A 24459-nucleotide genomic window follows, 5' to 3' on the forward strand; every position below is an offset into this window, starting at 1 on the left:
GCTTCAGATGGGCCCGCCACGGCGGCAGACTATGCCGTGGCGGGGACCAACTCTTGTGAATTCAAGTCACGATATTAGGCGTTGAAATTGAGCTTCAAGCCGGGGCGAGGCCAGCGTGCTTTATAGAGCTTCCCCGTCCCAGAGGCCGTGATCCAGGCGTCGCGCATGTCGTCGCCGCCGAAGCAGATGTTGGTCACGATCACGTCCGGGAAGGCGTAGTGCTCGGTCGTCCCGTCCGGATCGAAGGCGGTGATGCCGCCGTTGATGATCGTGGCGACGCAGACCTTGCCGCCAGCCTCGACCGCCAGGCTGTCCAAGAGCTGGTAGCCCGGCAGGTTGCAGACGACGTTGCCCGGTTGCAGCGGCGCGGGATCTGCCAGCACGCCGGGCGAGGCGACGTCGAACGACCACAGCCGCCCCAGCATGGTGTCGGCCATGTAGACCGTCTTCTCGTCTGGTGAGAGGCCCACGCCGTTGGGCGAGACGAAGTGGTCGCGCCAGCGGGTGATCTTCGAGCCGTCGGCCAGGGCGTAGTACAGCCCGCCGTACTTACGGCCCTCCGGCGTCGAGCAGCCGTGGTCGGTGAACCAGAAGCCGCCCTGCTTGTCGAAGACCAGGTCGTTGGGGCCAACCAGCTTCTTGCCGTCGCACTCGGTGTAGAGCGTGGTGATCGCGCCGGTCTTGAGGTCCACACGCTGGATATAGCCGCCGGTGTGCGAGGGCGGGGTAGGACCGGGGATATTCAGGCCGTTGGCCTCGAAGAAGGCGAAGCTGCCGCCGTTGTTGGTGACATAGAGCGCGCCGTCCGGGCCGATCGCCGCGCCGTTGGGGCCGCCGCCGGTGTCGGCCACGGTCTCCTTGCGGCCGTCGGGCCAGACCCGCGTCAGGCGCTGGCCCTGGATCTCGGTGAGGATCACCGAACCGTCGGCCATGGCCACGGGACCTTCGGGGAATTGCAGGCCGTCGGCGACCAGCTGGATGTCCATCGCGTTTCTCCCTCACGCCTCTGTTGGGCGTTGGAAACGACTATAAACGCCCGTTTGACCCTGGCGAGGGTTCCGTTCGGCCAACCGTGGCGTGCGGGCCACAGCCGCGCCGCGTGTGCGAGAACGGTGTTCGCGGGACTTGCTCCGAGTCGATGATCGTGGGATCAGCACGCCCTCATCACCGCTCCAGGGAGCCGATCCGCCGCATGAAACTCGCCGCCGCACAGACCAACGCACCGCCGAAGGCGGGTTGGCGCGCGCCGTCGAATTCGCGCCGCCGCCGATCCGCTTCCCGCCCCCTGCGCACCTACCGCTAGCCGCGGCCGCTCCGGCCGCCGCCGGAGCTCTTAGATGACCGTCCAGTCTCTCGCGAGTACGACCCTGGTCGCCTCGCCCCTGCTGCGCCTGATCGCGCCGCCCTATGCCGAGGTGTTAGCCGCCCTGTGGCCCGCGCCCCACGCGCCGTTCGTCACCGCGACGGCCGCGCGACGACACCTGATCTGCCTGATGCTGGCCGCCGAACCGCTCGGTGGTCCGCCGATCGACGTCACCCGCCTGATGGACCTGCCGATGCGCAAGGCCATCCGCCTGGCGCTGGAGGACGTCGCCCCCGAGGGCCTGCGCCGGGCCCTCGAGCACCTGGGCGAGATCGCCTGGGCGCCCGAGGACTATCGCGCGCTGGTCCACCTGCTGGTCGACCCCGCGCCGGCCAAGACTCTCCGCCACGCCGAGGCGATCACGCCGGACCTCGTTCGCGCGCTCACGGCCTTGCCCAAGGAGTTGCGCGAGGTCGGCGGCGTGGCCCTGCGCGTCACGCCCGCCCAGGCAGCCCTGCTGGCCGAGACGCACGCCGTGCTAGCCAAGCGCCTGACGCCCGAAGTGCTGGACGAACGGGTGACGGCCTGGGGTCTGGCGCCGACGCCCAAGGCCCTGTTCACCCTGGTCGTCGAGGACTTCCGCCGGGAGCTGCCGCCCGCGCCCCATCCGGGCACCGAGCGTCTGAGACCGCTGGAAACCGCCGCCGCCATTCGGGACGCCGCGCGTCGCTACCGCAACTGCCTGGTCGACTATCTCGACACCGCCGTCGACCAGCGCGCGGCCCTCTACGAATGGCAGCCCGCGCCCGGCGCGGTGGTGGAGCTGCGGCCCGACGCCTTCTTCGGCTGGCGGCTGGATCAGGCGCGTCTGCGCAACAACCAGCCCGTCGACGAGGCCACGCGCGAGGCCATCGTCGCCGAGCTGCGCGGCATGGGCGTGCACGTGGGCCGCAGCGCCTGGCAGATCCGCCGGGCCCTAGAGCGCGCCGCCTCGCCGAAGTTCGAGCTGGAGACCGTCGACGCGGCGATCGCCGACTACTTCACCGACGACTGAGCCGCCCGGACGGTTTCGACCGGCTGGGCGGTGAAGCGGGCCACCGCCGCCAGCAGGGTGTCGCGGACGATCGGCTTGGCCACGTGGCCGTCCATGCCGGCGGCCAGGCAGCGGGCGACCTGCTCGGGCATGGCGTCGGCGCTGAGCGCCAGGATCGGCGTCTGGCCCCGCACGCCGCCCATGGCGCGGATCGCGCGGGTGGCGGCCAGGCCGTCCATGTCGGGCATGTGGACGTCCATCAGGATCAGGTCGAAGGCCTCTTCGCGCACCAACTCAAGAGCCTCGGCGCCGCCTTCGGCCGTGGTGACCTCGTGGCCGCCCAGGGTCAGCAGGGCATGGCCCAGCTCGCGATTGACCGGATGGTCGTCGACCAGCAGGGCCCGCGCCCCGCGCGCATTGCTGGCCTGGGGCACGGCGATCTCGGCGACGGGCGCGGCCTGGGCCGTCTCGACCGGCAGGTCGACCCAGAAGCACGAGCCTCGGCCGGGCGCGCTCTCGACGCCGATCTCGCCGCCCATGCGGGTGACCAGCGCCTTGCTGATCGCCAGCCCCAGGCCCGTGCCGCCAAAGCCTCGGCTGATCGAGCTGTCGGCCTGGGTGAAGCGCTGGAACAGGCGCGCCTGCACCTCGGGCGCGATGCCGATGCCGGTGTCGGTCACCTCGAACCGCAGGCGGCCGGGCGTGCTGGCCAGATCCAGGCGGGCGGTGACCGCGCCATCGCGGGTGAACTTGATGGCGTTGGAGATCAGGTTCAGCAGCACCTGGCGCAGGCGGGTGTCGTCCAGCGCGAACAGGGCGCTCTCGTCGCCGACCACCTCGACCCGCAGGTCCAGGTTCTTGGCCTCAGCGGCCGGGGCGGCGATGGCCATGGCGTCGCGCAGAACCACGGCCGGAGCCAGAGGCTCAGGGTTTAGCTCCATCCGGCCGGCTTCCAGCTTCGAGAAGTCCAGCAGGTCGTTGATGATCTCGACCAGCGAGCGGCCCGAGCGGCCGATCAGGTCGACGCGGCGACGGCTGTCGGGCGACAGGCCAGGATCGTCGGCGACCAGATCGGCGAAGCCCAGGATGCTGTTCAGGGGCGTGCGGATCTCGTGGCTGATGGTGGCCAGGAATTCGGACTTGGCCTTGTTGGCGGCCTGGGCGCTGGCCTGGGCGGCGCGGGCGATGTCGCGGCCGCGCGCCATCAGGGCCTGCAGGCGCTTCTGCCGCTCCAGGATCATCGCCGCCATCAGGCAGACGGCGAACAGCATGGCGTGGAAGATCAGCACGTGCCGCAGCGGCGACAGCGCCACGGCGGGATCCACGCCGGTCCGGTGCAGAACCGCCGGGATCGAAGCGGCCAGCGAGGCGATGACCACGATGGCCGCCGCGCGCGGTCCGCCCCGGAACACCGCCAGCATGGCGGGCGCGAACAGCAGGGCCTGCAAGGCCGGCTCCCAGGTGAAGATCGCCACGGCGGTCAGCGCCACCAGCAGGGTCAGCACCGTCAGCTGCCAGGCCGAGGCCGCGAACAGCGGCTTGTGGCGGCGGTCCATCAGGATGATCGTGGTCGGCATGGCCAGGATCAGGCCCAGCACATTGGGCATGATCCAGTCGGCCCAGCCGTCCAGCGGCGGGCGGCCCTGCGAGAGGGCCAGGGTCGCCGTGGTGATCATCGACAGGGCGACGATGATCACCGAGGCCACGCCGGTGATGCGGGCCAGGCCCCAGGGGCTGCGCATGTGGTTGGTCAGGCGCAGACGGTGCAGGCCCCAGGCCGTGACCGCCACCTGCAGGACGTCCTGCGGCGCGACGACCAGGATGAACGACAGGTCCACGCCCGCGATCAGCTCGACGGCCACGTCGGCCAGGCCGGCCAGGATCAGCAGGATCCAGCGCGCCCGGCCCGTCAGGGTCAGCAGGCCGGCGATCAGCACGGCGTTGGCGGTCCAGATCGACGGCAGGTTCTTGGTCGCGCCGGCCAGGAACAGGCTATAGGCCATCGACCCCACGAAGGCCGTGAGCAGGCCCGCGATCCTCAGGGTCTGGCCGTCCTGTAGAAGAGGCTCGGTGCTACGCTTCACGACTATTCCCACCTGTGCAGGAAGCCCAGAATGCGCGCGCAGGCGCCTGCCGCCGGTTAATCGTGGCAGCGTCAAATTGGCGCGGGCTTGGTGCGGTTCGGCGCGCGTCAGGCCTTGCGCCCGCCACGATTTCGCGGTGAGCGTGGGGCGAAATACGGACAAGGGATTCTTGAGTATGCGGGTATCTGTGATGGCGGTCGCGGCGGCGGGTTTGATGCTGACGGGCTGCGCGGCCGCGCCCGCCATGCCGTGGTCGAAGACGGCTGCCATGCCGACGCGCGCCAGCTGCCCGGCGATGAAGAATGAACAGTGGCGGCCGGTCGTCGACGCGGCGGTCCACAAGACCTTCGATCGCGACCTTCAGAAGCGCTTCGGCGACACCGCCAGCCATGTGCGGATCGCCTGGAGCAAGACCGACAAGGGCGCCACCGTGGTCACCGCCCAACGGATCGGCCCGGCCAAATACGCCATGCCGCAGGTCGGCAAGGGCGGCGAGGTCGAGGTCGTCTTCCAGGCCTGCACGGGCAAGGTCCTGAAGACCCGCAAGCTGGCCAATCTGGAGAAGAACCCTCAGACGGAGGCGGCGGCCGAAGCCACTCCGGCCCCCCAGGAGCGCCCGGCACCGCGCAAGCGTGGGATCAAGTGGCCTTGGAAGAAGGGCTAAAGCCGAACGGCTTCAGCGCCGCTCCAGCACCCGGAAGGTGAAGGCGTGATCGTCGCCTTCGCCGGCGGGGTATTCCTCGCGCCGAACCTCGGTCCAGGCGCTTTCGTCGAAGTCGGGGAAACGCACGTCACCATCGACCTGCGCCGCCACCTCGGTGAGGTAAAGGCGCCTGGCCTTGGGCAGGGCCAGCTCGAACAGCGCCCGCCCGCCGATCACGCAGACCTCCTCGGCCCCGTCGTCGCCGGCCTGTTCCTTGGCGATCTGCACCGCCTCCATCCAGGTCTCGCAGGGGATCGCGCCTTGCGGCTCGAAGCTCTGGTCGCGCGACAGCACGATGTTGGTCCGACCGGGCAGGGGCTTGCGCGGCAGGCTGTCCCAGGTCTTGCGGCCCATGATGATGGGCTTGAACAGGGTGTTGGCCTTGAACAGAGCCAGGTCGGACTTCAGCCGCCAGGGCAGGTCGCCGTCACGACCGATCACGCCGTTGGCGGCGCGGGCGACGACGATCGCGAGACCGATCAAACCGAAACCTCGGCCTTGATGTGCGGGTGGGCCTGGTAGCCTTCCAGGGTGAAGTCCTCGTATTCGAAGCCGAACAGGTCGCGCTTGTCGGCGATCTTCATGGTCGGGAAGTCGAAGGGCTCGCGGGTCAGTTGTTCGCGGGCCTGGTCCAGGTGGTTCAGATAGAGGTGCGCGTCGCCGAAGGTGTGGACGAACTCGCCCGGCTCCAGGCCGACGACCTTGGCGACCATCAGGGTCAGCAGGGCGTAGCTGGCGATGTTGAACGGCACGCCCAGGAAAACGTCGGCGCTGCGCTGGTAGAGCTGGCAGCTCAGTTTTCCATCCGCGACGAAGAACTGGAACAGGCAGTGGCAAGGCGGCAGGGCCATGTCGTCGACATCGGCCGGGTTCCAGGCCGAGACGATGTGGCGGCGGCTGCTGGGGTTGATCTTCAGGTTCTCGACCAGGTTGACGATCTGGTCGATCGAGCGGCCATCCGGCGTCGCCCACGAGCGCCACTGCTTGCCGTAGACAGGACCTAGGTCGCCGTTCTCGTCGGCCCACTCGTCCCAGATGCGCACGCCGTTGTCCTTGAGATAGGCGATGTTGGTGTCGCCCTTCAGGAACCACAGCAGCTCGATGATGATCGAGCGCAGGTGCAGCTTCTTGGTCGTCAGGACCGGGAAGCCCTTGGAGAGGTCGAAGCGGATTTGCCGGCCGAAGACGCCCAGCGTGCCGGTGCCCGTGCGGTCGCCGCGCTGCACGCCGTTCTCGAGGATGTCGGCGAGCAGGGCCAGGTACTGCCGCTCGGGGTGATCGGCGGCGGCTTTGGCGGGAGCGAGGACGGCGGTGGTCATGGGCTAATTCTGACGCCGAATCGCGGTGCTGAACACTGCGGCGTCGGGAAGCGTCCCCAACTATCCTCCCCCTTTGGGGGAGGGGGATCGCCGAACGGCGGTGGAGGGGCCAGCGCCAAGGCTACGCACGTCGTGCTGACCCCTCCGTCTCGCTGCGTATCCGCAGCGATCCACCTCACCTAGCAGGGAGGAGAGCGCCCTGACCTTACTTGCTGGGCGCCAGCGCCGTGTTCAGCACCCAGCCGACATTGTCGTTCTCGTCGGCCACTTCCCACCAGGCGTCCTGCTTGGCGCCCGTCGGATAGACGTTCATGCCCGGATCCAGCGTGCGCACCAGCTTGCCATTGGCGGCGGGCGCGGCGCGCAGGTTGGTTTCGCGCAGGGTCGTGAAGGTCTTCTGCGGCGCGGCGGCCGCCGCCGGCGCGTCGCCCAGGACGCCCAGGTCGGTGACCATCTTCGAATAGGCGTTGATGAAGGCCAGGGTGACGATGCGGCCGATGTCGGTGTCCTCGTAGCCGCCGCCCACGACGCCGCCCCAGCCCAGGCTGCCGCCGCCCGCGCCCCAGCTGACGTCGTTCTTCACGGCGTAGCCTTCCTGCACCGACATGGTCTCGGTGGTGCGGACATTGGTCAGCGACAGCTGGGTGTTGGCCTCGACCTTCTTGGTCTTGATGCCGCCGATCAGCGCGCCGGCGCGGCCGCCGATCAGGGCCCCGGCGATGCCGGCCGCCGCGCCGCTGCTGTTGGAGTCGCCGCCCTGGACCTCGGCCACCAGCACGTAGTCGGCCGCCTTGACCTGGCCCTGGCCGACATTGGAACCGCGCTGGAGGCCCAGATTGCCGCCGATGGCGCGCTCCTTCTCGGCCGCGCCCAGGCCCGCGCCGCGATCGACCAGGTTGAAGCAGCCCGAACGCTGGACGATGGCGCGCAGCACCTTCTGCGGCGAGGCCAGGTTGTACTGGGTCCAGCCGCGCGGATCATCACCGTCGACGATCGACAGCGTGCCCATCTTGCGCGTGCAATGCGGCACCTCGGACGACGCCTGGACCTGCATCTTCTGGGCCTTGCTCGGCTTGGCCTGGGCGAGGGCGGCGTGGGGCGTCAGGACGACGAGCGCAATGCTGGTCATCAGCACCCGGTTGAGCGTTTTCATGGATCTTTTCCCTGCGAATTTTGCAGGGAGGGCGGCTATCCAGCGAAGCCGCCTTCGTCGAGGAATTCGCGCTCGGCGTCGGTGGTTATGCGACCAAGACCCGGATTCCGATGGGGGAAGCGACCAAACCGGGCGATGATATCACGGTGGATGATGGCGTACTTCATCGACTCCTCGTCGCCGGTGTCGGCCTGGAGGGCGGCGAACAGCTCGACGCTGAACTCCTGGTCGACCAGCGATTCCGAGTGCTCGAACGGCAGGTAGAAGAACGGCCGCAGGTCCGCTTCGATGGCCGGGTCGGTGTCGTGGCCGGCGGCGATAGCCTCGCGGGCGAACATCCGCGCCAGCGGGTCGCTGGCGAAGGCGTGCGGGGTGTTGCGGAACATGTTGCGCGGGAACTGGTCCAGCAGGATCAGCAAGGCCAGCGAGCCCAGCGCTGTCTGCGCCCAGCTGTCGTAGCGGCGCATGGTGGCGCGGTAGTGGGTCTGTTCGAACTTTAGGATGATGGCCTGGTCGAAGGCGGAGTCCTTGGCGAACCACTTCTTGGGCCCGGCTCCACGCCAGAAGGCGACAACGTCGTTGTAGTGCGCGCTCATCGGGGGCCTCACGCGTTCCTGTTCAAGCCCGGTTCATCGGGCGAGTCCGAGACTGCTATCAAGGGACAAGCCCGGGCCTTGCTTCAAGGCCCTTCGGAGCACGAAATGAAACGTCTGATCACGACCGCCATGCTGCTTTCCTTGCTGGGCGGCGCGGCGGCCGAGGCCGGCGCCGCCGGGGCGTTGGTCGGCCAACAGGTGGCGCAGCGCGAAGAGCGCGACCGTGGCCCGCGCGGCGATCGCGGCGACGGCGGCGGCCGCATGGAACGCGGTGACCGTGGCGGTGATCGCGGTGGCGGCGGTGGTTGGAACCGTGGCGGCGGCGAGCGTCCGCAGGCCCAGCCTCAACCTCAATCGCAGCAGAACAACGGTGGCGGCTGGAATCGAGGCGATCGGGGTGATCGCGGCGGCCGTCCGGACTGGAACCGCGGCGACCGCCCGCAGCCTCAGCCGCAACCGCAGCAGCCCCAGGCTCAGCCGACCCAACCGCAGAATAATGGCGGCAGCGGCTGGAACCGCAACGACCAGCGCCCTGGCGGCTGGAACCGTGGCGACGACCGCGGTCGCGGCAACGACAACCGTCCGGACCGCGGCAACGACAACCGCGGGCCCGACCGGGATCGTGGCGGCTGGGATCGCAATGACCGGAACGACAACCGTCCCGGTGGCTGGGATCGTGGCGACCGGAACAACAATCGTCCCGGTGGCTGGGACCGCAACGACAACCGCGGCGGCTGGGACCGGAACGACCGTCGTCCGGGCCAGGGCCAGTACCGCGATCGCGACCGCGGCCGCCCGCAGTACGACCGCAGCCACTATCGTCCGCGCTTCCAGGCGCCGCAGCGCTATCGCATCGGATCGTATCGCTATCCGCGCGGCTGGTACGTCCACAGCTGGTCGTTCGGCGACTATCTGCCGGGCGGCTGGTACGGCAGCTCGTACTACCTTGACGCCTGGCGCTACGGCCTGCCGCAGCCGCCGATCGGCTGCGAATGGGTGCGGGTCGGCGACGACGCCATCCTGGTCGACATCTGGAGCGGCCAGGTCCTGAGCGTCTACTACGACCTCTTCTGGTAAGATGAGCGGGGCGGGGGAGCGATCCTCCGCCCCGTTTCGCATCAGACGTTGGTCGTCGACTGCGCCGCCCGCTCGTCGTCCCTGGTCGCCACCACACCCTTCTTCTCCACGTGCCGAATGAAGGCGCTGGCCCAGGCGTCGAAGGCCTTGATGCTCTCCTTGGCGCTCATCATGTCCTCGACCTGATCGTCGGCATAGGGCTTGCCCTCGCCGAAGACCCCGGCCACCCACAGCTCGTCGGGGACCTCGATCCCGCTGTAGCGGCACTGCCAGACCAGGCCCTGATAGGCCAGGCGCTCATCCTCGTAGGGCTCCTCGCGCGGGTCGAACCAGTCCTTGCGCTGGACCAGCTTGGGCCGACCGTCCGCGCCGGGCTCATTGGCCCCGCCGTCGCAATAGGTGAAGAAGGCCGCCGTGCGGCCTTCCAGGTGGTTGCGGGTCAGCTGCCGCCACTCGGGCGAGCGCTCCAGGGCCTGGGCCTTCAGCGTGTCCTTCTTGTCGATCAGGTCGGGGCGGGGATTGCCGCCGGCCGCGCAGACCAGGCGGTCGAACATCAGCTTGAAGTTGGTCGTCGGCCCGTACCAGTTCGTCGGCCCTATCAGCGCCCAGGCGTCGGCGCGGGCCAGGCGGCCGTAGAGGTCCAGGTCCCACATCAGGTCCGGCTGGGTCGTCGAGCGCGGGCCGTAGCAGTTGCAGGGATAGACGCACAGCGCCATCGACGATGAGACGCAGGCGTTGCAGGCCTGGATCTTGGGCTTGCCGTGCTGGTTGCCCAGGTCCTCGGTGTCGACCTGCCAGCCCGGCGGCATGCGCGCGGCCATCCGCAGCATCAGGGCGCGGGCCTTCGAGTCGAGGCCCGGGCAGCTGTTGTGACGCCGCTGCGAGCCCGCGATGAGCAGGACCCTCAACGGACGTTGTTCGACCGGACGGACGGCGGCGTTGGGCGGCTCGTGGCCGTCCTTTTCGGGTGTCGGCATGGCGTACGAACGCGCGAGCGCCTAAAACGTGGCCGGAAGGCGCTTGGCATTTCGACGTTCTTCCGGCTTCGCCTTGACGAAACGGCAAAAAAACGCTCAAACGCCCGGCCTTTGTCGCTCTACCGTTGCGTCGAGCGACCCTGATTGACCAGTCCTGGAGAAAAAACATGCGCGTCTACTACGACCGCGACGCCGACATCGCCCGCATCTTGGACAAGAAGATCGCGATCGTAGGCTATGGTTCGCAAGGTCATGCGCACGCGCTTAATCTCCGTGACTCGGGCGCCAAGAACGTAGCCGTCGCGCTGCGCGCCGGTTCGCCGACCGCCAAGAAGGCGCAAGGCGAAGGCCTGCAGGTCATGACGGTGGCCGAAGCCGCCGCCTGGGCCGACCTGATCATGATCCTGGCGCCGGACGAGCATCAGGCCGCGATCTACAAGAACGACATCGCCCCCAACATCCGTGACGGCGCGGCCCTGCTGTTCGCCCACGGCCTGAACGTCCACTTCGGCCTGATCGAGCCGAAGGACACCATCGACGTCCTGATGGTCGCGCCGAAGGGCCCGGGTCACACCGTGCGCGGCGAGTACCAGAAGGGCGGCGGCGTGCCCTGCCTGATCGCGGTGCACCACAACGCCACCGGCAACGCCCTCGACCTCGGACTGGCCTACGCCTCGGCCATCGGCGGCGGCCGCTCGGGCATCATCGAGACCAACTTCCGCGAAGAGTGCGAGACCGACCTGTTCGGCGAACAGGCCGTTCTGTGCGGCGGCACGGTCGAGCTGGTCCGCGCCGGCTTCGAAGTGCTGGTGGAAGCCGGCTACGCGCCCGAAATGGCCTATTTCGAGTGCCTGCACGAGCTGAAGCTGATCGTCGACCTCATGTACGAGGGCGGCATCGCCAACATGAACTACTCGATCTCGAACACCGCCGAGTACGGCGAGTACGTGACGGGTCCGCGCATCATCACGCCGGAAACCAAGGCCGAGATGAAGCGCGTGCTGGAAGACATCCAGTCGGGCAAGTTCGTCCGCGACTTCATGCTGGAAAACCAAGTGGGCCAGCCCTCGTTCAAGGCGACCCGTCGTCGTTCGGCCGAGCACCAGATCGAAGAGGTCGGTGGCCGCCTGCGCGACATGATGCCCTGGATCGCCAAGAACAAGCTGGTCGACCAGGCCAAGAACTAAACTACCGACTACCCGTAAAATCCCGCGAAGCCCTCGGCCCCCAAGGCCGGGGGCTTTTCGTTTGGGCCTTGCGCGGGCTCGGCGCGAATGCATACTGAACCATATGGTTCAGCAATCGAACGCCCGCCTCGACGCCTCCTTCGCCGCCCTGTCGGACGCCACCCGCCGTGGCGTTCTGGAGCAGCTGGGGCGCCGGGAGGCCTCGATCACCGACCTGGCCGAGCGGTTCCACATGACCCTCACGGGCATGAAGAAGCACGTCAGCGTGCTGGAGAACGCGGGCCTGGTGGTCACCGAGAAGGTGGGGCGCGTGCGCACCTGCCGGCTGGGCGAGGGCGGACTGGAGGAGGAGGCGGCCTGGATCGAGGTCTACCGCCGCCGCTGGGACGTCCGCTTCGACGCGCTGGACGACATCATCGCCGAATTGAAACAGAGGGACGCGCAGAATGGCCGCAAAGAATAAGACCGTCATGGATCGCAAGTCGGACCTGGAGCTGGTGGTCACCCGCCTGTTCGACGGCCCGGCCCATATCGTGTTCGAGGCCTGGAGCACGCCGGCCCTGTTCCAGCGGTGGTGGTTCCCCAAGTCGCTGAGCATGCCCGTGCGGTCCTGCGAGATGGATATTCGCACCGGCGGCGGCTACCGCATCGAGTTCGAGATGCCGGACGGCGGTGTGATGGCCTTCTTCGGCCAATATACCGAGGTGACGCCGCCCTCGAAGATCGTCTGGACCAACGAGGAGGCCGGCGCGATCACCGTGACCACCGTCACCTTCCAGGACCAGGGCGGCCAGACCCTGCTGACCTTCAGCGAGCTCTACCCGACCAAGGAAGCCTGCGACGAGGCCATCACCGGCTCGGCCGCTGGCCTGCCCGAGCAGTTCGAGCAGCTGGACGGGCTGCTGACCGAACTGGCCGCCTGACGCGACGCGGACCGGGGCCTCGTTTCCCGCTTGCGCCGTCTTCGGCCACGCGGGAAGGTCGCGCCCGGTCCCGCTTGGGGACGTGGAGGGAAGCCCCATGAAACGCCTGCTCGCCGCCGTGATCGCCGGGGCCGCTCTTTCGGCCGCCGCCGCGCCCGCCTTCGCCGCCGAGGTCGCCTACAAGCTGGACCCGGCCCATACCGAGACCACCTTCACGATCGACCGCTTCGGCTTCACCTCGATCATCGGCATCTTCGCGGCTTCGGAAGGCACGATCTGGCTGGACGAGGCCGCGCCCGAGAAGTCGCGCGTCGAAGCCACGGTGACCGTCGACAGCCTGCTGACCGCTAACCCGACCCGCGACGAGCACATCAAGGGCGAGCGCTGGCTGAACGCCGCCAAGAGCCCGACCATGACCTTCAAGTCGACCAAGGTCGAAAAGACGGGTGACACGACCGCCAAGGTCACCGGCGACCTGACCATCATGGGCGTGACCCAGCCGGCCGTGCTGGACGTCAAGCTGAACAAGATCGGCACGGCGCCCAACAACCAGAAGAAGCAGGCCGGCTTCACCATCACCGGCCAGATCAGCCGCAAGGCCTTCGGCAGCGCCGGCGCGGCCGGGGTGATCGGGGATGCGGTGAACATCCGGATCGAGACGCTGGCGGTGGCGCAGTAACCCTGGATCTCCACCCAGCATGGCGCGGTGGGACTGTCGCGCCATGTCGGGTTGTGTAAGCTCGGCCTTGGAAGACACGATCCGGGTCGAGGGGGACCATGAAGCTTTCCATCGGTGGCGCGCTCATCGCCGCCCTGGCTCTGGCCGCGCCGGTCGCGGCCAAGGCCCAATCCGACGCCGTCTGGTGGATCTGCGCGGATGAGATCAAGGTCTCGTCCGGCGTGGCGTCGGCCGGCGGGCTGATGCCGGCTCTCAAGCGGATCCAGAACGACAACATCTACACCGCGATCTTCCAGACCCCGCGGTCGGAAATCGGCCAGGCCGAAGCCTACGCCCAGCGGTTCCATGCTCACCTGGACCAGACGAGCGGCCATGCGATGGACGGCAGCATGTTGCGCTGCGTCCCAGAGGCCGAGGCCAAGGTCCGCCAGCTTCGCGAGGCGTTGGAGCAGGACCGCTACATCGGCTACAGCGGCGCGGGCGGGATCACCATCAAGAGCACCGTGATCGACGTGGACTGGAGGCCGGAGGCCGCCAAGCCGCCCGAGCCGATCAAGGCGTCCGCCGCCCAAGCGCTGGACGCCAAGGTCGAGGACCTGACGCCCCAGGCCGCCAAGCTGATCGGCCTGACTGGCGGTGGGGCCATGATCGCTTCGGTCGAACCCGACGGCGCGGCGGCCAAGGCCGGCCTGAAAGATCTAGACGTCATCACCGAGATCTCCGGTCAGCCGGTGGCCAACGCCGCTGACCTGGCGATGATCGCCGCCAAGCTGCGCGTGGGCTTCAACGCCCCCATCCGCGTCTGGCGCGACAAGGCGATGATCGACCTGACGGTGGCGATCCCCATGCCGGCCTCGCTGCCGCCCGCCGCGACGGCGTTGGCGCAGCCGGCCAAGCCCCCGGCGCTCAGGCTCGGCATGACCTATGGCCCGGCCTTCGAGGACCTGAGGAAGATCGTCGGCGACATCCCGACCTCTGGCGCCTTTGTCTCGCGGGTCTTCCCCGGCGGTCCGGCCGACCTGGCCGGGATCAAGCCGCTGGACGTGATCGTCAGTATTCGCGACACGCCGATCGAGACGCAGGAGGGCTTGAAGGCGGCTGTCGTCGCGCTGCCGGAGGGGCCATCGACCCTCAAGGTCTGGCGCAGCGGCGTCGTAAAGGACCTGACGATCGATCTGCGGGCCGACCGGGCCTGGCCTGATCCGGTCGATCCTGGTCCCTACGACCCGGTCGCGGCCCGCCCAGGGGTCTGCATGAACCGGGTGCAGAACATCGGGAAGGAGCCGGCCATGCGGCGTTCGGAAATCTGGCCCGTCGATCATCCCGAAGACGAGGCCGCGCGACTGGCGGCCCTCGGACAGTTCATCGCGGCCGTGCAGGTGTCTGATCCGACGTTTCCGACCAAGCCGCAGAAGGTCAATTGCGGCGCGGCGCAGGAGGGCGTCAGCTGGTGCGCCACTTATGAGAAGCGGGGCTATTTCGCCGGCGTGTTCTGCGGCAACGACCTGGCGCGCTTGATCGAGAAGTACACCCCCGACAGCGACCGCCTCGTCGCCTGGCGACCGGCGCGGCCTTAGGACAGCACAAATACCGGGCCCCAAGCCACCTGGTAGCGGTGCTCCCCTGACGACAGGTGCGGGCGCAGTTGCCAAGCTCCCGGTTGCAGTACGCTGGGCGGGCGGCCTTCGACATAGGTCGTGGTCAGCACCTCGCCGCCGGGCTCGGAGACCGAGAACTGGCGGATGGTCGGGTTGGCGTTCGAGAGGGCGCGAGCGATCTCGTCGGACGATCCTACGCGCAGCGGGGCCGGGCCGGGCAGGCGGGCGGCGACCTCGGCATAGGCGCCGACGGCGATGACGCGCGGCCCCTGGCGCAGGACGCCGTAACCCACATGGGTGAAGCCCGGCTGCAGCAGGTTGGCGCGGTGGCCGGGGCTGGTGCGCCACTGGTTCATGATCTGGTCGGGGCGCACCGCGCCGGCGGCGTTGCGGCGCATGGCGATGTTCTCGCCCGGCGCGCCGACCAGGTCGCGGGCCAGCAGGCCGACGCGGCCCGCGGCGGAATAGCCCTCGCGCGTGATGTGGTCGAAGACGCCGGTGACGGCCATGTCGGCGGCATGGGCGCGGGCGGCGCGGGTCAGGCCGGCGTCGAAGGCCAGCGGGGCGGGGCCTTCGCGGCGACGGATCAGGTTGTTGAGGTCCAGCAGGGTCTCTTCGAACTCGGGATCGAAGTCGCCGCCGGGCGGATCGTCCAGCAGCCCGCGCAGACGGCGCTCATAGGCCATCCAGGGCTGCGGCGGGGCGGCCCAAGCGGGCGTCGAGCCAGGCGTCGCGGCGAGGGCGAGGCCGCCGGCCAGCAGGGTTCTTCGCGCGATCGATCTCATTCCATCTCCAAGGACGCATTGACACTGGGCCTTCGGAACCAGACCTAAGGCGCATGCGTCCTGTCCGTTCCCTATGGCTGGCCGGCCCCGAGGCCTGGCTCCCCGATTCCGAAGCCCAGGCGGCCCGTCAGCGGGCCTTGTGCCTGGATGCCGGCCTTGAGCCCCTGATCCCGGCCCGCATGCCGCCCGGCGAGGGCGGCGACGAGCTGGAAGCCCGGCAGTTCTACGCCGGCCGCATGGCGCAATTGCGCCAGGCCGACGCGGCGGTGATCAACCTGACGCCATTCCGCGGCCCCACCGCCGACACCGCCACGGTGTTCGAGGCCGGGGTGCTGGCCGGGCTGGGCCGACCGACCTTCGCCTATCTGAACGTCACCAGCGAGATCCACGCCGAATATGTGGCTCGCGTCGACTCGATCCTGGGCGCGACCCTGGACGAGAACCACGTGTGGCGCGACGGCGACGGCTGCGTGATCGAAGACCACGGCCTGCCCGAGACGGTCATGCTGTGGGGCGAGGCGAGGCGGCTGTTCGTGATCGTCACCGAGGATCCGCTGCGGGATCTGACGGGCCTGGAGCTGTGTCTGCAGGCGTTGGCGCTGTACGCGGAGTAGCGACTCCCTTTCTTTGAACCCCTCTCTCATGGAGAGAGGGAGGGGCCCGCCGCGAAGCGGTGGGAGGGTGAGTGGGTACGCCGGCAGACGGCGTGCCGGCACTCCGTCGAGCTCCGTAACCACTCACCCCAACCCTCTCTCTAAGAGAGGGAGCTTTATGGGGATTGGGCACGCTCAGTGCTCGGAATTCACGGCGCCGAATCCAGCAAAATCAACAGCTTGTCGATTTTACGCGCCTTCGAATGATCCGCGCCAAAATCCACCGCACAATCATAGCCATCCCTGTCGCGGGGGAGGGCGTTTGGATCCGGCCCAAAACGGCGGCGGGGCTAGGTTGAGCGGGGCCGCTGGCGGTTCCCGGTCGTTAGAAGGTTGTCGCATCCTCCAAGAGGATTGGCGGGCGGCTAGGCAGCGCCGGGATCAAGGCCGACAGCGGATCGACAGGGCGGTGATCGTATAAGCCGCCTATCGTGGATCGCCGAGCTGGAGACGGAAGAGCCGATCCAGTTGGTCCACGCCCGTCCGGGGGTAATGGACGCCCGAGCAGATAACGCTCACGCCGGCCATCCTCACGGCAGAGAACAGCCTGGCGGAGCGGTAAGCGAGCCGAAACACAAACAAACCTTACGGTCTCCGGGTTCGCCCGGCCGCTCCGTCGCCTCCCCACACACCTTCAGCGGCTCGCCGCGTGAAGCGGCGAGCACATGCCCGACGTGCATCACCAGTCCAGCGCCGCTTCCCCGCGCAGAATCGCTTCGGCCGCCGCCGCGTGCTTGCCGCCCTCGCGGTCATGCAGAACCAGTGGCGGCAGCAAAACCAGCGGCGCCTTGCCGGTCTTGATCGCCCGCACGATCACCCGCTTGGCCGGGGCGTCGGCGAACGGCGCCACCGGGCGGATGCGGAACGAGCCGGCCTTTGGGGCCAGGGCGCCGAGGATGTCGGCCAGGCGGTCGGCGCGGTGGATGATGGTGATCGTTCCGCCTTCGCGCACGGCCTTCAGGCAGAAGCCGGTCCAGGCGGCCAGGCCCCCGTCGGCCATCCAGGCGCCGCTCTTGGCCGGGGCGGGGGCGCGCAGGGCCTGCGGATCGTCGAAGAACGGGGGATTGGTCATCACCGCATCGAACGCCGGCAGGCCCAGGGCCCGGAAACCCGCCTCGATATCGCCCTGGGCGATGGCGACTCGGTCGTCGAGCGCGTTCAGCGCCGCGTTCTCGACGGCGAGGCTCGCGGCGACGGAATCACGCTCCACCCCCTGGAAGATCGCCCCCGGCCGGCGAGTCGCGGCGGCCAGCAGGGCGCCGCCGACGCCGCAGCCGGCCTCGATCACACGCTGGCCGGGCAGGGCGTCGCAGGCCGCCGCCAGCAGCGCCGCATCCATGCCAGCCCTGTATCCGTCGGGCCTTTGGCGCAGTCGTACACGACCTCCCAGAACCCGATCCTCGGTAACGCCCGTATCGTCCAATGCTTTCTAGGCCTTGTGCTCGCCTTGACCGTGACCTATCCCGCCACCATTGTCCCTCGCAATGGTTCGTGGGGGGCCGGCCAAAGGAGACGATGGTTTTGGACGCAGCGGCAGCGACCCTCCCCCGGAAGACGGGCTCGGTGGATCGTCTCGTGCGCCTCGCCGAGGCCGACATGAAGGGCGTCAACGCCCTGATCACCGATCGCATGCAGAGCGACGTGCCGATCATCCCGGCCCTGGCCGAGCACCTGATCGCCGCCGGCGGCAAGCGCCTGCGCCCGCTGCTGACCGTGGCCGCCGCCCGCCTGGCAGGCTCTGACAACGACCACTGCCTGAAGCTGGCCTCGGCCGTCGAGTTCATCCACACCGCCACCCTGCTTCACGACGACGTGGTCGATGGCAGCCAGCTGCGCCGCGGCAAGGTCGCCGCGCACCTGATCTGGGGCGCGGCCCAAAGCGTTCTCGTGGGCGACTTCCTGTTCGCCCGCGCCTTCGAGCTGATGGTCGAGACCAACTCAATGAAGGCGCTGGAGATCCTGGCCCGCGCCAGCCGCGTCATCGCCGAGGGCGAGGTGCTGCAGCTGATGCGCAGCCACGACCTGAACCTGTCGCAGGCCGTCTATCTGGAGATCATCCAGGCCAAGACCGCCGAGCTGTTCGCCGCCGCTTCCGAGGCCGGCGCGGTCTCGGCCGGCGTCGACAAGGACAAGACCGAGGCGCTCAAGGCCTACGGCCTGAACCTCGGCCTGGCCTTCCAGCTGGTCGACGACGCCCTGGACTACGGGGGCACGACCGAGGCCCTGGGCAAGAACGCCGGCGACGATTTCCGCGAAGGCAAGGCCACCCTGCCGCTGCTGCTGGCCATCGCCCGCTCGGGTCCCCGCGAGGCCGAGTTCTGGGAGCGCGCCGTGGGCCGCCGCGAGCAGACCGAGGCCGACTTCCGCCGCGCTCGCGAGCTGATCATCGGCACGGGCGCCCTGGACGCCACCCTGGACCTGGCCACCGACTATGCCGACAAGGCCAAGGCGGCGCTGGCGATCTTCCCGGCCAATGACTGGCGCGGCGCGCTGGAAGACCTGGCCGACTTCGCCGTCAGCCGCAGGGCCTAGATGTTCAAGCGGAAGGCTTCTCCCAAGGGGCTTCCCCCCGTCGCGCCGGGCGAGCGCCTGCCGCGGCTGCAGACCATCATCGCCACCTCGCCGGAAAACCCTGGCGGCGACCCCAACATCCGCCCGCACGAGGCTGGCGAGGCCGCCGGCAAGGTGATCGGCGGCGGCCTGGGCGTGCTGGTCGGCGGACTGCTGATCATCCTGATGTTGGGGCCGATCCTATGGGCGCCGCTCTGGGCGGGCCTGCGGGCCGCGCGCTTCGTGCCGGGTCCCTGGTGGACGTGGGTGGCGGGCCTGGCCGCTGGCGGCGCGGCGGCTTTCGCCCAGACCGTGCTGCTGGTCCAGCGCAGCCCGATCCTGCGGTATCCGATCGTGGCCCTGTTCGCCCTGATCTGGGTCGGCGGGCTGTGGCTGGAATTCACCTCGCCGCGTCATGACTGGATCACGACCGCCCCGACCCTGCACATGCCGGGCCCCTGGTCCTGGGCCCTGATCGGCGTGGGAACGGTGATCTATGCCGGGATCTATCTCCTGGCCCTGGCGCCGATCGGCAGGAGCCGCTGGGCCAAGCGGTGGCAGCTGATCAAGGCGTGACCCGAGCACGGGTGAAATCGCCGTAATGGCCTTCACAACGGGGCAGGGCGGGGCCACGTCTGGGGCCTGATCTTCTTGGGGCTGTAAGGACAAATGATCCGCTTCATCCTGAACGTTCTGTGGTTCATCTGCGGCGGCCTGCCGCTGGCCTTCGGCTGGTTCGTCGCGGGGCTGATCCTGGCGATCACCATCGTCGGCCTGCCCTATACCCTGGCGGCCTGGCGCATCGCCGGCTTCGCGCTCTGGCCGTTCGGCAAGGAGATCGTCCGCCGCGAGACGGGCCTGGCCTCCGGTCCGCTGGGCGGGGTGCTGAACGTGATCTGGTTCATCCTGGCCGGTTGGTGGCTGGCCGTGGGCCACCTGATCATCGCCTTCTGGGAAGCCGTCACCATCATCGGCATCCCGTTCGCCATCAAGGACCTGCAACTGGCCCAGATCGCCCTGGCCCCGATCGGTCAGGACGTGCGGCGGGTCGACTAGAACGAACGCCGCATCACGTGCGTCCACGGCCCGCTGGCGTCCGCCGCGAACCCCTGCGCCTCCCAGAACGGCGCGGCGGCTTCGGAGGCCCTGGCGTTGACCGTGAGCAGGCCGACGCTGTCGAAGCCCTCGTGGATCAGGGCCGAGGCGAGGGCGGTCGCCACCCCTCGGCGACGCATCGCAGGGCGGATGTAGAAACGACGCAGGCGGCGCGCCGGTTCGGAGGACTCGGGCTCGACGCTCAAGGCGCCGACGCCCGCCAGTTCTCCGGCCAGGAACGCGACGAGGATCGCCTCGCCGTCGTCCTGGAAGCGTGCGCCCTTCGCCCAGTCCTCGGCGAGGAGGCCCATGTTGCGCACGCCTTCGCCGGAGGCCTCGGCGACCAGGTCGTCGAAGCCGTCCGGCAGTTCGTCGAACAGACGAACCAGCTGGAGCATCAGCCCGGCGAGACCATCTTTTCCGGGCGGACGTACTGGTCGAACTCTTCGTTCGTCAGATAGCCGCCGCCGACGGCTTCCTCGCGCAGCGTGGTGCCGTTCTTGTGGGCCGTCTTGGCGATCTTGGCGCAGGCGTCGTAGCCCAGGCGGCCGTTCAGGGCCGTGACCAGCATCAGGCTGTTCTCGACGCCCTTCTTGATGTTGTCGATGCGCGGCTCGATGCCGACCACGCAGTTGTCGGTGAAGCTGATCGCCGCGTCGGCCAGCAGGCGGACCGACTGCAGGAAGTTGTAGGCCATCACCGGGTTGAAGACGTTCAGCTCGAAGTGGCCTTGCGACCCGGCGAAGGTCAGGGCGGCGTGGTTGCCGAACACCTGCACGCACACCTGGGTAAGCGCTTCACATTGCGTCGGGTTGACCTTGCCCGGCATGATCGACGAGCCCGGCTCGTTCTCCGGCAGGGCCAGTTCGCCGAGGCCGGCGCGCGGGCCCGAACCCAGGAAGCGGATGTCGTTGGCGATCTTGAACAGGCTGGCGGCGACCGTGTTGATGGCGCCGTGGCTGAAGACCATGGCGTCGTGGGCGGCCAGGGCCTCGAACTTGTTCGGAGCCGTGGTGAACTCCAGGCCGGTGATCGCGGCGATGGCTTCGGCCACGCCTTCCGCAAAACCGATCGGCGCGTTCAGGCCGGTGCCGACAGCGGTGCCGCCCTGGGCCAGCTGCATCAGCTTGGGCAGGGTGCTTTCGATGCGCTCGATGCCGTTGGCGACTTGTTGCGTGTAGCCGCCGAACTCCTGGCCCAGGGTCAGGGGCGTGGCGTCCTGCGTGTGCGTGCGGCCGATCTTGATGATGTCGGCCCAGGCCTTGGTCTTGGCTTCCAGGGCCGCATGCAGGTGCTTCAGGGCCGGCAGCAGGTCATGGACGATCTGTTCGGCGCAAGCCACGTGCATGGCCGTCGGATAGGTGTCGTTCGACGACTGGCTCATATTGACGTGGTCGTTCGGGTGGACGGGCTTCTTGCTGCCCATCTCGCCGCCCAGGATCTCGATCGCGCGGTTCGAGATCACCTCGTTGGCGTTCATGTTCGACTGGGTGCCCGAGCCGGTCTGCCAGACGACCAGCGGGAAGTGGTCGTTCAGCTTGCCGTCGATCACTTCGTTGGCGGCCTGGACGATGGCGTCCTTCAGGCCCGCGTCCAGCTTGCCCAGCTTGAAGTTGGTCTCGGCGGCGGCGCGTTTGACGATGCCCAGGGCGCGGACGACCGGCAGGGGCTGCTTCTCCCAGCCGATCTTGAAGTTGCCCAGGCTGCGCTGGGCTTGCGCGCCCCAGTAGCGGTCGGCGGCGACTTCGATGGGGCCGAAGGTGTCGGTCTCGGTGCGCGTGGCGGTCATGCGGCGGTCTCCCGGAAAAACGGTCGAGCGGGGTCTAGACCTTGAGCGACGGGAGGGCAATGTTCGCAAGCGCGAAGACGCTCCAGGAGGCCCCCATGATCGTGACGACGACCAACGACCTGACCGGCTATCGCATCGTCCAGCACCTGGGCATGGTGCGCGGCGTCACGGTCCGCTCGCGCAGCGTGATCGGCAATATCGGCGGCGCGGTGCAGTCGATCTTCGGCGGCAATATCACGATCTACACCAAGCTGGCCGAGACGGCCCGGCAGGAGGCCTACGACCTCTTGGTGCAGCACGCCCAGGAGGTCGGCGCCAACGCCATCCTGGCCATGCGCTACGACGCCAACGAGATCATGGAAGGCATCACCGAGGTGCTGGCCTACGGCACGGCCGTGAAGGTCGAGGCGATCTAGGTGGCGGCTTTCGTCGCCTTTCCGCGCGCCATCAATACCGGCAAGCGCAAGGTCCTGAAGGAATACCTGCTGGGCATCGCCGAGGACACCGGCTTCAAGACGGCCAAGACCTATCTGGCCAGCGGCAACCTGCTGCTCTGGGGCGACCACAAGGGCGGCGAGGCGCTGGAAGCCGCGCTCGAGGACGCCCTGGAGGCCCGCATGGGCCTGCGCGCCGAGTTCATGGTCCGCTCGCCCGCCGACATGCGGGCGGTCGTCGACGGCAATCCGTTCAAGGCCGAGGCAGAGGACCATCCCAGCCACGTCATCGTCAACTTCATGAAGACGCCGCTGCCGGCGGGTGACGAGGACATCCTGCGCTCGGTGATCAGCGGGCCCGAGCGGTTCGTCGCCAGCGGCCGCGAGCTCTATATCGACTTCCCGCTGAGTATGGCCGACTCCGTCCTCGACCGGGAATGGAAGAAGACCAAGCGCACGCCGGTGGGCACGGGGCGCAACTGGAACACCGTGCTGAAATTGGCTGAGATGCTAGAGGCCTGAAGGCCCATGCCTAGAGGCCCAAGGAAGTCGGGGAGAACGCATGACGAGTTCGACGGGCCAGCGCATCGTGTCGCTGGATCTGCTGCGTGGCCTGGCCGTGGCTGGCATGATCCTGGTCGACAGCCCCGGCTCGTGGTCCAAGGTCTATCCGCCGCTGGAGCACGCCGAATGGCACGGCTTCACGGCCGCCGACCTGGTGTTCCCGACCTTCCTGTTCTGCGCCGGCATGGCCGTGGGGCTGATGGTCCCGCGCATGACCGTCGAGGACCGCGCCGGCTCGGCTTTCTGGCTGAAAGTCGCCAAGCGGACCGGGCTGCTGATCCTGCTGGGTCTGGTGATCAACCTGCTGGGCGGCCACTTCGACCTGCCGAACCTGCGCCTGCCGGGCATCCTGCAGCGGATCGGCGTCTGCTACGCGCTGGGCACTGCCATCTGCGTGCTGACCGCTAAGCGCGGGGAGGGTGGCAGGCTGGCCTTCAACATGGCCGCTACGTTCGGCGCGGCCGTCGCCCTGATGGCCCTCTATTGGCTGCTGGTGGCCTTCGTGCCGGTCCCGGGCTTCGGCGCGGGTCACCTGGATTCCTACAAGTCGCTGCCGGCCTATCTGGACCGGGTGGTCTTCACGATCCCGCACCTGTGGCGCGGCGCGACAACCGAGGGGCTGGGCGTCACCTATGACCCCGAGGGCCTGCTCTCGACCCTGCCGGCCGTCGTCAACGTGCTGATGGGCGCGGTCGCCGCGCGGGTTATGATGCAAGGCCTGGCGCAAGGTCAGCGAGGCCTCATGCCGGTGCTCATCCTGGGCGTCGCCCTGGTCGTCATCGGCCTGGCCTTGAACCCGGTTATGCCGATCAACAAGAAGATCTGGACGCCCAGCTTCGCGATCTTCACCAGCGGCCTGTCGACCGTGATCCTGGCCGGCTTCGAGATGGTGGCGCGGTCCAGGAGCCGCCTGGGCTTCGACTTCGTGCTGAAGGTGCTGGGCGGCAACGCCATCCTGGCCTTCATCCTGTGCCAGCTGCTGGGCATCTTCAGCGACCTGAAGATCGTCCCCGGGCCGAACCCGTCGCCGCAGGGCTTCGGCAACGCCCTGGCCTTGAGCATGCTGCCCGATCCTTATCAGGCTTCCCTTGCCTGCGCGGTTCTGGTTCTTGCCTTCATCACCGCGATCCTGATCCCCCTGCACAAGCGCGGGATCCATCTGAGGCTCTGATTTGGACGACGACTGGACCCACCACGGCAAGGTCCGCGCCCGCGAGGCCGGCGGCGAGCTGACCATCGTGGTCGACGGCCTGACCACCCAGGGCAAGTATTACAAGCCGCTGATCTACGAGTTCTTCCGCAAGTCGTGGCGCGGCTCGCGCCCGGCCTGGGGCGAGTTCAGCGTCGAGATCGGCATGGAGTATGTCGGCGAGCCGCCGTGGATGGACCTGGACAACCTGGCCAAGGCCCTGCTGGACGCCATCAAGGGCTACGCCTTCCACGACGACGCACAGGTCGCCCGGCTGCTGGTCGAGCGACGGCCGGGCGAGCGCGAGCGGATCATCATCCAGGTGCGGAAGCTGACCTCAAACCTTATGCGGCGCACGCTCGAAGAGTGATGCCGCGACGGCCACGTAGGTCACGGCCAGGAAAGCGCCGTACCGACCGATGCTGGCCGGATCGCTGGTGGGCATGATCTCGGCGTAGCGCGCGATCAGCAGAGCGCCGGCGACCAGGCCGGGCGTCGAGAACAGCAGCATCGGAAACAGGCGACGGCGGCGCGGCGTGTGCGTCAGCCGCGCCACCGCCTGGAAGGCGAACGTGACCGTTGCAGCGGCCGCGAACGCGTTGAGTGCATAAAACCAGAAGGCGCTCTCCAGGAGGCCCCCTCCGAAAGCGGCGTAAAACAGGGTGGCCGCCGACCAGGCCGCCAGTCCCGTTCCCCCAAACGCCAAACCGTCCAGTTTTGACACGTCGCGTCTCCCTCGCTCGTCTCCCAGAACGGAGTTCTGCAAGG

The 24459-nt window shown here is 68.5% G+C and carries 28 protein-coding genes; 16 read left to right on the forward strand and 12 right to left on the reverse strand.

The window, feature by feature from the left end:
• Positions 1-74: 74 nt before the first annotated feature.
• Positions 75-986 carry an SMP-30/gluconolactonase/LRE family protein gene (locus tag J7528_RS00145; RefSeq protein WP_291870133.1) on the reverse strand — a complete coding sequence of 304 codons (912 nt, stop codon included), beginning with the start codon at positions 984-986 and terminating at the stop codon, positions 75-77.
• Between the two features lie 351 nt (positions 987-1337).
• Here J7528_RS00145 and J7528_RS00150 point away from each other — a divergent pair, with 351 nt between their 5' ends.
• Positions 1338-2357: a hypothetical protein gene (locus J7528_RS00150; RefSeq protein ID WP_291870135.1), complete on the forward strand. Its 1020-nt coding sequence runs from the start codon at positions 1338-1340 to the stop codon at positions 2355-2357.
• Here J7528_RS00150 and J7528_RS00155 read toward each other — a convergent pair.
• Positions 2339-4420 carry an ATP-binding protein gene (locus J7528_RS00155; protein ID WP_291870137.1) on the reverse strand — a complete coding sequence of 694 codons (2082 nt, stop codon included), beginning with the start codon at positions 4418-4420 and terminating at the stop codon, positions 2339-2341. The genes J7528_RS00150 and J7528_RS00155 overlap by 19 nt on opposite strands.
• Before the next feature lie 175 nt (positions 4421-4595).
• Here J7528_RS00155 and J7528_RS00160 point away from each other — a divergent pair, with 175 nt between their 5' ends.
• Positions 4596-5084, forward strand: coding sequence for a hypothetical protein (locus J7528_RS00160; RefSeq protein ID WP_291870138.1), 489 nt, complete (start codon positions 4596-4598; stop codon positions 5082-5084).
• 12 nt (positions 5085-5096) lie between these two features.
• Here J7528_RS00160 and J7528_RS00165 read toward each other — a convergent pair whose 3' ends face one another.
• From J7528_RS00165 to J7528_RS00180, 4 genes are all read right to left on the reverse strand, one after another.
• Positions 5097-5606 (reverse strand): dihydrofolate reductase, encoded by a 510-nt coding sequence (locus tag J7528_RS00165; protein WP_291870140.1) that lies wholly within the window; start codon positions 5604-5606, stop codon positions 5097-5099.
• Positions 5603-6442: a thymidylate synthase gene (locus J7528_RS00170; protein WP_291870141.1), complete on the reverse strand. Its 840-nt coding sequence runs from the start codon at positions 6440-6442 to the stop codon at positions 5603-5605. Before J7528_RS00170 ends, J7528_RS00165 begins: the two co-directional genes overlap by 4 nt.
• Before the next feature lie 205 nt (positions 6443-6647).
• A complete protein-coding gene (locus J7528_RS00175; RefSeq protein ID WP_291870143.1) occupies positions 6648-7595 on the reverse strand; it encodes a CsgG/HfaB family protein in 948 nt (315 codons plus the stop codon).
• A 35-nt stretch (positions 7596-7630) separates the two neighbouring features.
• Positions 7631-8191, reverse strand: a complete 561-nt coding sequence (locus J7528_RS00180; protein ID WP_291870145.1) for a DUF924 family protein — start codon at positions 8189-8191, stop codon at positions 7631-7633.
• Positions 8192-8296: 105 nt separating this feature from the next.
• On the opposite strand from J7528_RS00180, the gene J7528_RS00185 reads away from it, so the two are divergent.
• A complete protein-coding gene (locus tag J7528_RS00185) occupies positions 8297-9268 on the forward strand; it encodes an RcnB family protein (protein ID WP_291870147.1) in 972 nt (323 codons plus the stop codon).
• A 41-nt stretch (positions 9269-9309) separates the two neighbouring features.
• Here J7528_RS00185 and J7528_RS00190 read toward each other — a convergent pair whose 3' ends face one another.
• On the reverse strand, positions 9310-10245 hold the full coding sequence (locus J7528_RS00190) for an NAD(P)H-dependent oxidoreductase (protein ID WP_291870149.1): 936 nt from the start codon (positions 10243-10245) through the stop codon (positions 9310-9312).
• Positions 10246-10385: 140 nt separating this feature from the next.
• Here J7528_RS00190 and ilvC point away from each other — a divergent pair, with 140 nt between their 5' ends.
• From ilvC to J7528_RS00215, 5 genes are all read left to right on the forward strand, one after another.
• On the forward strand, positions 10386-11432 hold the full coding sequence (gene ilvC, locus J7528_RS00195) for a ketol-acid reductoisomerase (protein WP_291871276.1): 1047 nt from the start codon (positions 10386-10388) through the stop codon (positions 11430-11432).
• 103 nt (positions 11433-11535) lie between these two features.
• A complete protein-coding gene (locus tag J7528_RS00200; RefSeq protein WP_291870150.1) occupies positions 11536-11895 on the forward strand; it encodes a metalloregulator ArsR/SmtB family transcription factor in 360 nt (119 codons plus the stop codon).
• Positions 11879-12355: an SRPBCC family protein gene (locus tag J7528_RS00205; protein WP_291870152.1), complete on the forward strand. Its 477-nt coding sequence runs from the start codon at positions 11879-11881 to the stop codon at positions 12353-12355. The genes J7528_RS00200 and J7528_RS00205 overlap by 17 nt, the downstream gene beginning before the upstream one ends.
• 97 nt (positions 12356-12452) lie before the next feature.
• Positions 12453-13034 (forward strand): YceI family protein, encoded by a 582-nt coding sequence (locus J7528_RS00210; protein ID WP_291870154.1) that lies wholly within the window; start codon positions 12453-12455, stop codon positions 13032-13034.
• A 98-nt stretch (positions 13035-13132) separates the two neighbouring features.
• Complete coding sequence (locus J7528_RS00215) at positions 13133-14611, forward strand: PDZ domain-containing protein (protein WP_291870156.1); 1479 nt, start codon at positions 13133-13135, stop codon at positions 14609-14611.
• Here the strand turns inward: J7528_RS00215 and J7528_RS00220 are convergent.
• The gene (locus tag J7528_RS00220) at positions 14608-15417 is read right to left on the reverse strand and encodes a CAP domain-containing protein (RefSeq protein WP_291870158.1); all 810 of its coding nucleotides are present in this window, start codon (positions 15415-15417) and stop codon (positions 14608-14610) included. The genes J7528_RS00215 and J7528_RS00220 overlap by 4 nt on opposite strands.
• 53 nt (positions 15418-15470) lie before the next feature.
• Here J7528_RS00220 and J7528_RS00225 point away from each other — a divergent pair, with 53 nt between their 5' ends.
• Complete coding sequence (locus J7528_RS00225) at positions 15471-16031, forward strand: nucleoside 2-deoxyribosyltransferase (protein WP_291870160.1); 561 nt, start codon at positions 15471-15473, stop codon at positions 16029-16031.
• A gap of 718 nt (positions 16032-16749) precedes the next feature.
• Here J7528_RS00225 and J7528_RS00230 read toward each other — a convergent pair.
• The gene (locus J7528_RS00230) at positions 16750-17493 is read right to left on the reverse strand and encodes a methyltransferase (protein WP_291870161.1); all 744 of its coding nucleotides are present in this window, start codon (positions 17491-17493) and stop codon (positions 16750-16752) included.
• 98 nt (positions 17494-17591) lie between these two features.
• On the opposite strand from J7528_RS00230, the gene J7528_RS00235 reads away from it, so the two are divergent.
• The 3 genes from J7528_RS00235 to J7528_RS00245 all read left to right on the forward strand — a co-directional run bounded on the left by J7528_RS00235 (position 17592) and on the right by J7528_RS00245 (position 19676).
• Positions 17592-18602 (forward strand): polyprenyl synthetase family protein, encoded by a 1011-nt coding sequence (locus J7528_RS00235; RefSeq protein WP_291871278.1) that lies wholly within the window; start codon positions 17592-17594, stop codon positions 18600-18602.
• A complete protein-coding gene (locus J7528_RS00240) occupies positions 18603-19196 on the forward strand; it encodes a hypothetical protein (protein ID WP_291870163.1) in 594 nt (197 codons plus the stop codon). It begins immediately after the preceding gene.
• Between the two features lie 93 nt (positions 19197-19289).
• Positions 19290-19676, forward strand: a complete 387-nt coding sequence (locus tag J7528_RS00245; protein ID WP_291870165.1) for a YccF domain-containing protein — start codon at positions 19290-19292, stop codon at positions 19674-19676.
• On the opposite strand, the gene J7528_RS00250 is transcribed toward J7528_RS00245, so the two are convergent.
• Both J7528_RS00250 and fumC read right to left on the reverse strand, forming a co-directional pair.
• Positions 19673-20113 carry a GNAT family N-acetyltransferase gene (locus J7528_RS00250; protein WP_291870167.1) on the reverse strand — a complete coding sequence of 147 codons (441 nt, stop codon included), beginning with the start codon at positions 20111-20113 and terminating at the stop codon, positions 19673-19675. The two genes, J7528_RS00245 and J7528_RS00250, sit on opposite strands and share 4 nt — an antisense overlap.
• Positions 20113-21504 (reverse strand): class II fumarate hydratase, encoded by a 1392-nt coding sequence (gene fumC / locus J7528_RS00255; RefSeq protein WP_291870169.1) that lies wholly within the window; start codon positions 21502-21504, stop codon positions 20113-20115. The genes J7528_RS00250 and fumC overlap by 1 nt, the downstream gene beginning before the upstream one ends.
• Before the next feature lie 95 nt (positions 21505-21599).
• On the opposite strand from fumC, the gene J7528_RS00260 reads away from it, so the two are divergent.
• From J7528_RS00260 to J7528_RS00275, 4 genes are read left to right on the forward strand one after another with little or no spacing between them, the layout of a single operon-like run.
• On the forward strand, positions 21600-21920 hold the full coding sequence (locus J7528_RS00260) for a YbjQ family protein (RefSeq protein WP_291870171.1): 321 nt from the start codon (positions 21600-21602) through the stop codon (positions 21918-21920).
• Positions 21921-22460: a DUF1697 domain-containing protein gene (locus tag J7528_RS00265; RefSeq protein WP_291870173.1), complete on the forward strand. Its 540-nt coding sequence runs from the start codon at positions 21921-21923 to the stop codon at positions 22458-22460.
• Positions 22461-22500: 40 nt separating this feature from the next.
• Positions 22501-23673 carry a heparan-alpha-glucosaminide N-acetyltransferase domain-containing protein gene (locus J7528_RS00270; RefSeq protein ID WP_291870175.1) on the forward strand — a complete coding sequence of 391 codons (1173 nt, stop codon included), beginning with the start codon at positions 22501-22503 and terminating at the stop codon, positions 23671-23673.
• A gap of 1 nt (position 23674) precedes the next feature.
• A complete protein-coding gene (locus J7528_RS00275; protein WP_291870177.1) occupies positions 23675-24061 on the forward strand; it encodes a RusA family crossover junction endodeoxyribonuclease in 387 nt (128 codons plus the stop codon).
• Here J7528_RS00275 and J7528_RS00280 read toward each other — a convergent pair.
• A complete protein-coding gene (locus J7528_RS00280; protein ID WP_291870179.1) occupies positions 24029-24415 on the reverse strand; it encodes a hypothetical protein in 387 nt (128 codons plus the stop codon). The genes J7528_RS00275 and J7528_RS00280 overlap by 33 nt on opposite strands.
• Positions 24416-24459: the final 44 nt, after the last annotated feature.

The sequence above is a fragment of the Caulobacter sp. genome (assembly GCF_017744445.1).
In the GTDB taxonomy this organism is placed as follows: domain Bacteria; phylum Pseudomonadota; class Alphaproteobacteria; order Caulobacterales; family Caulobacteraceae; genus Caulobacter.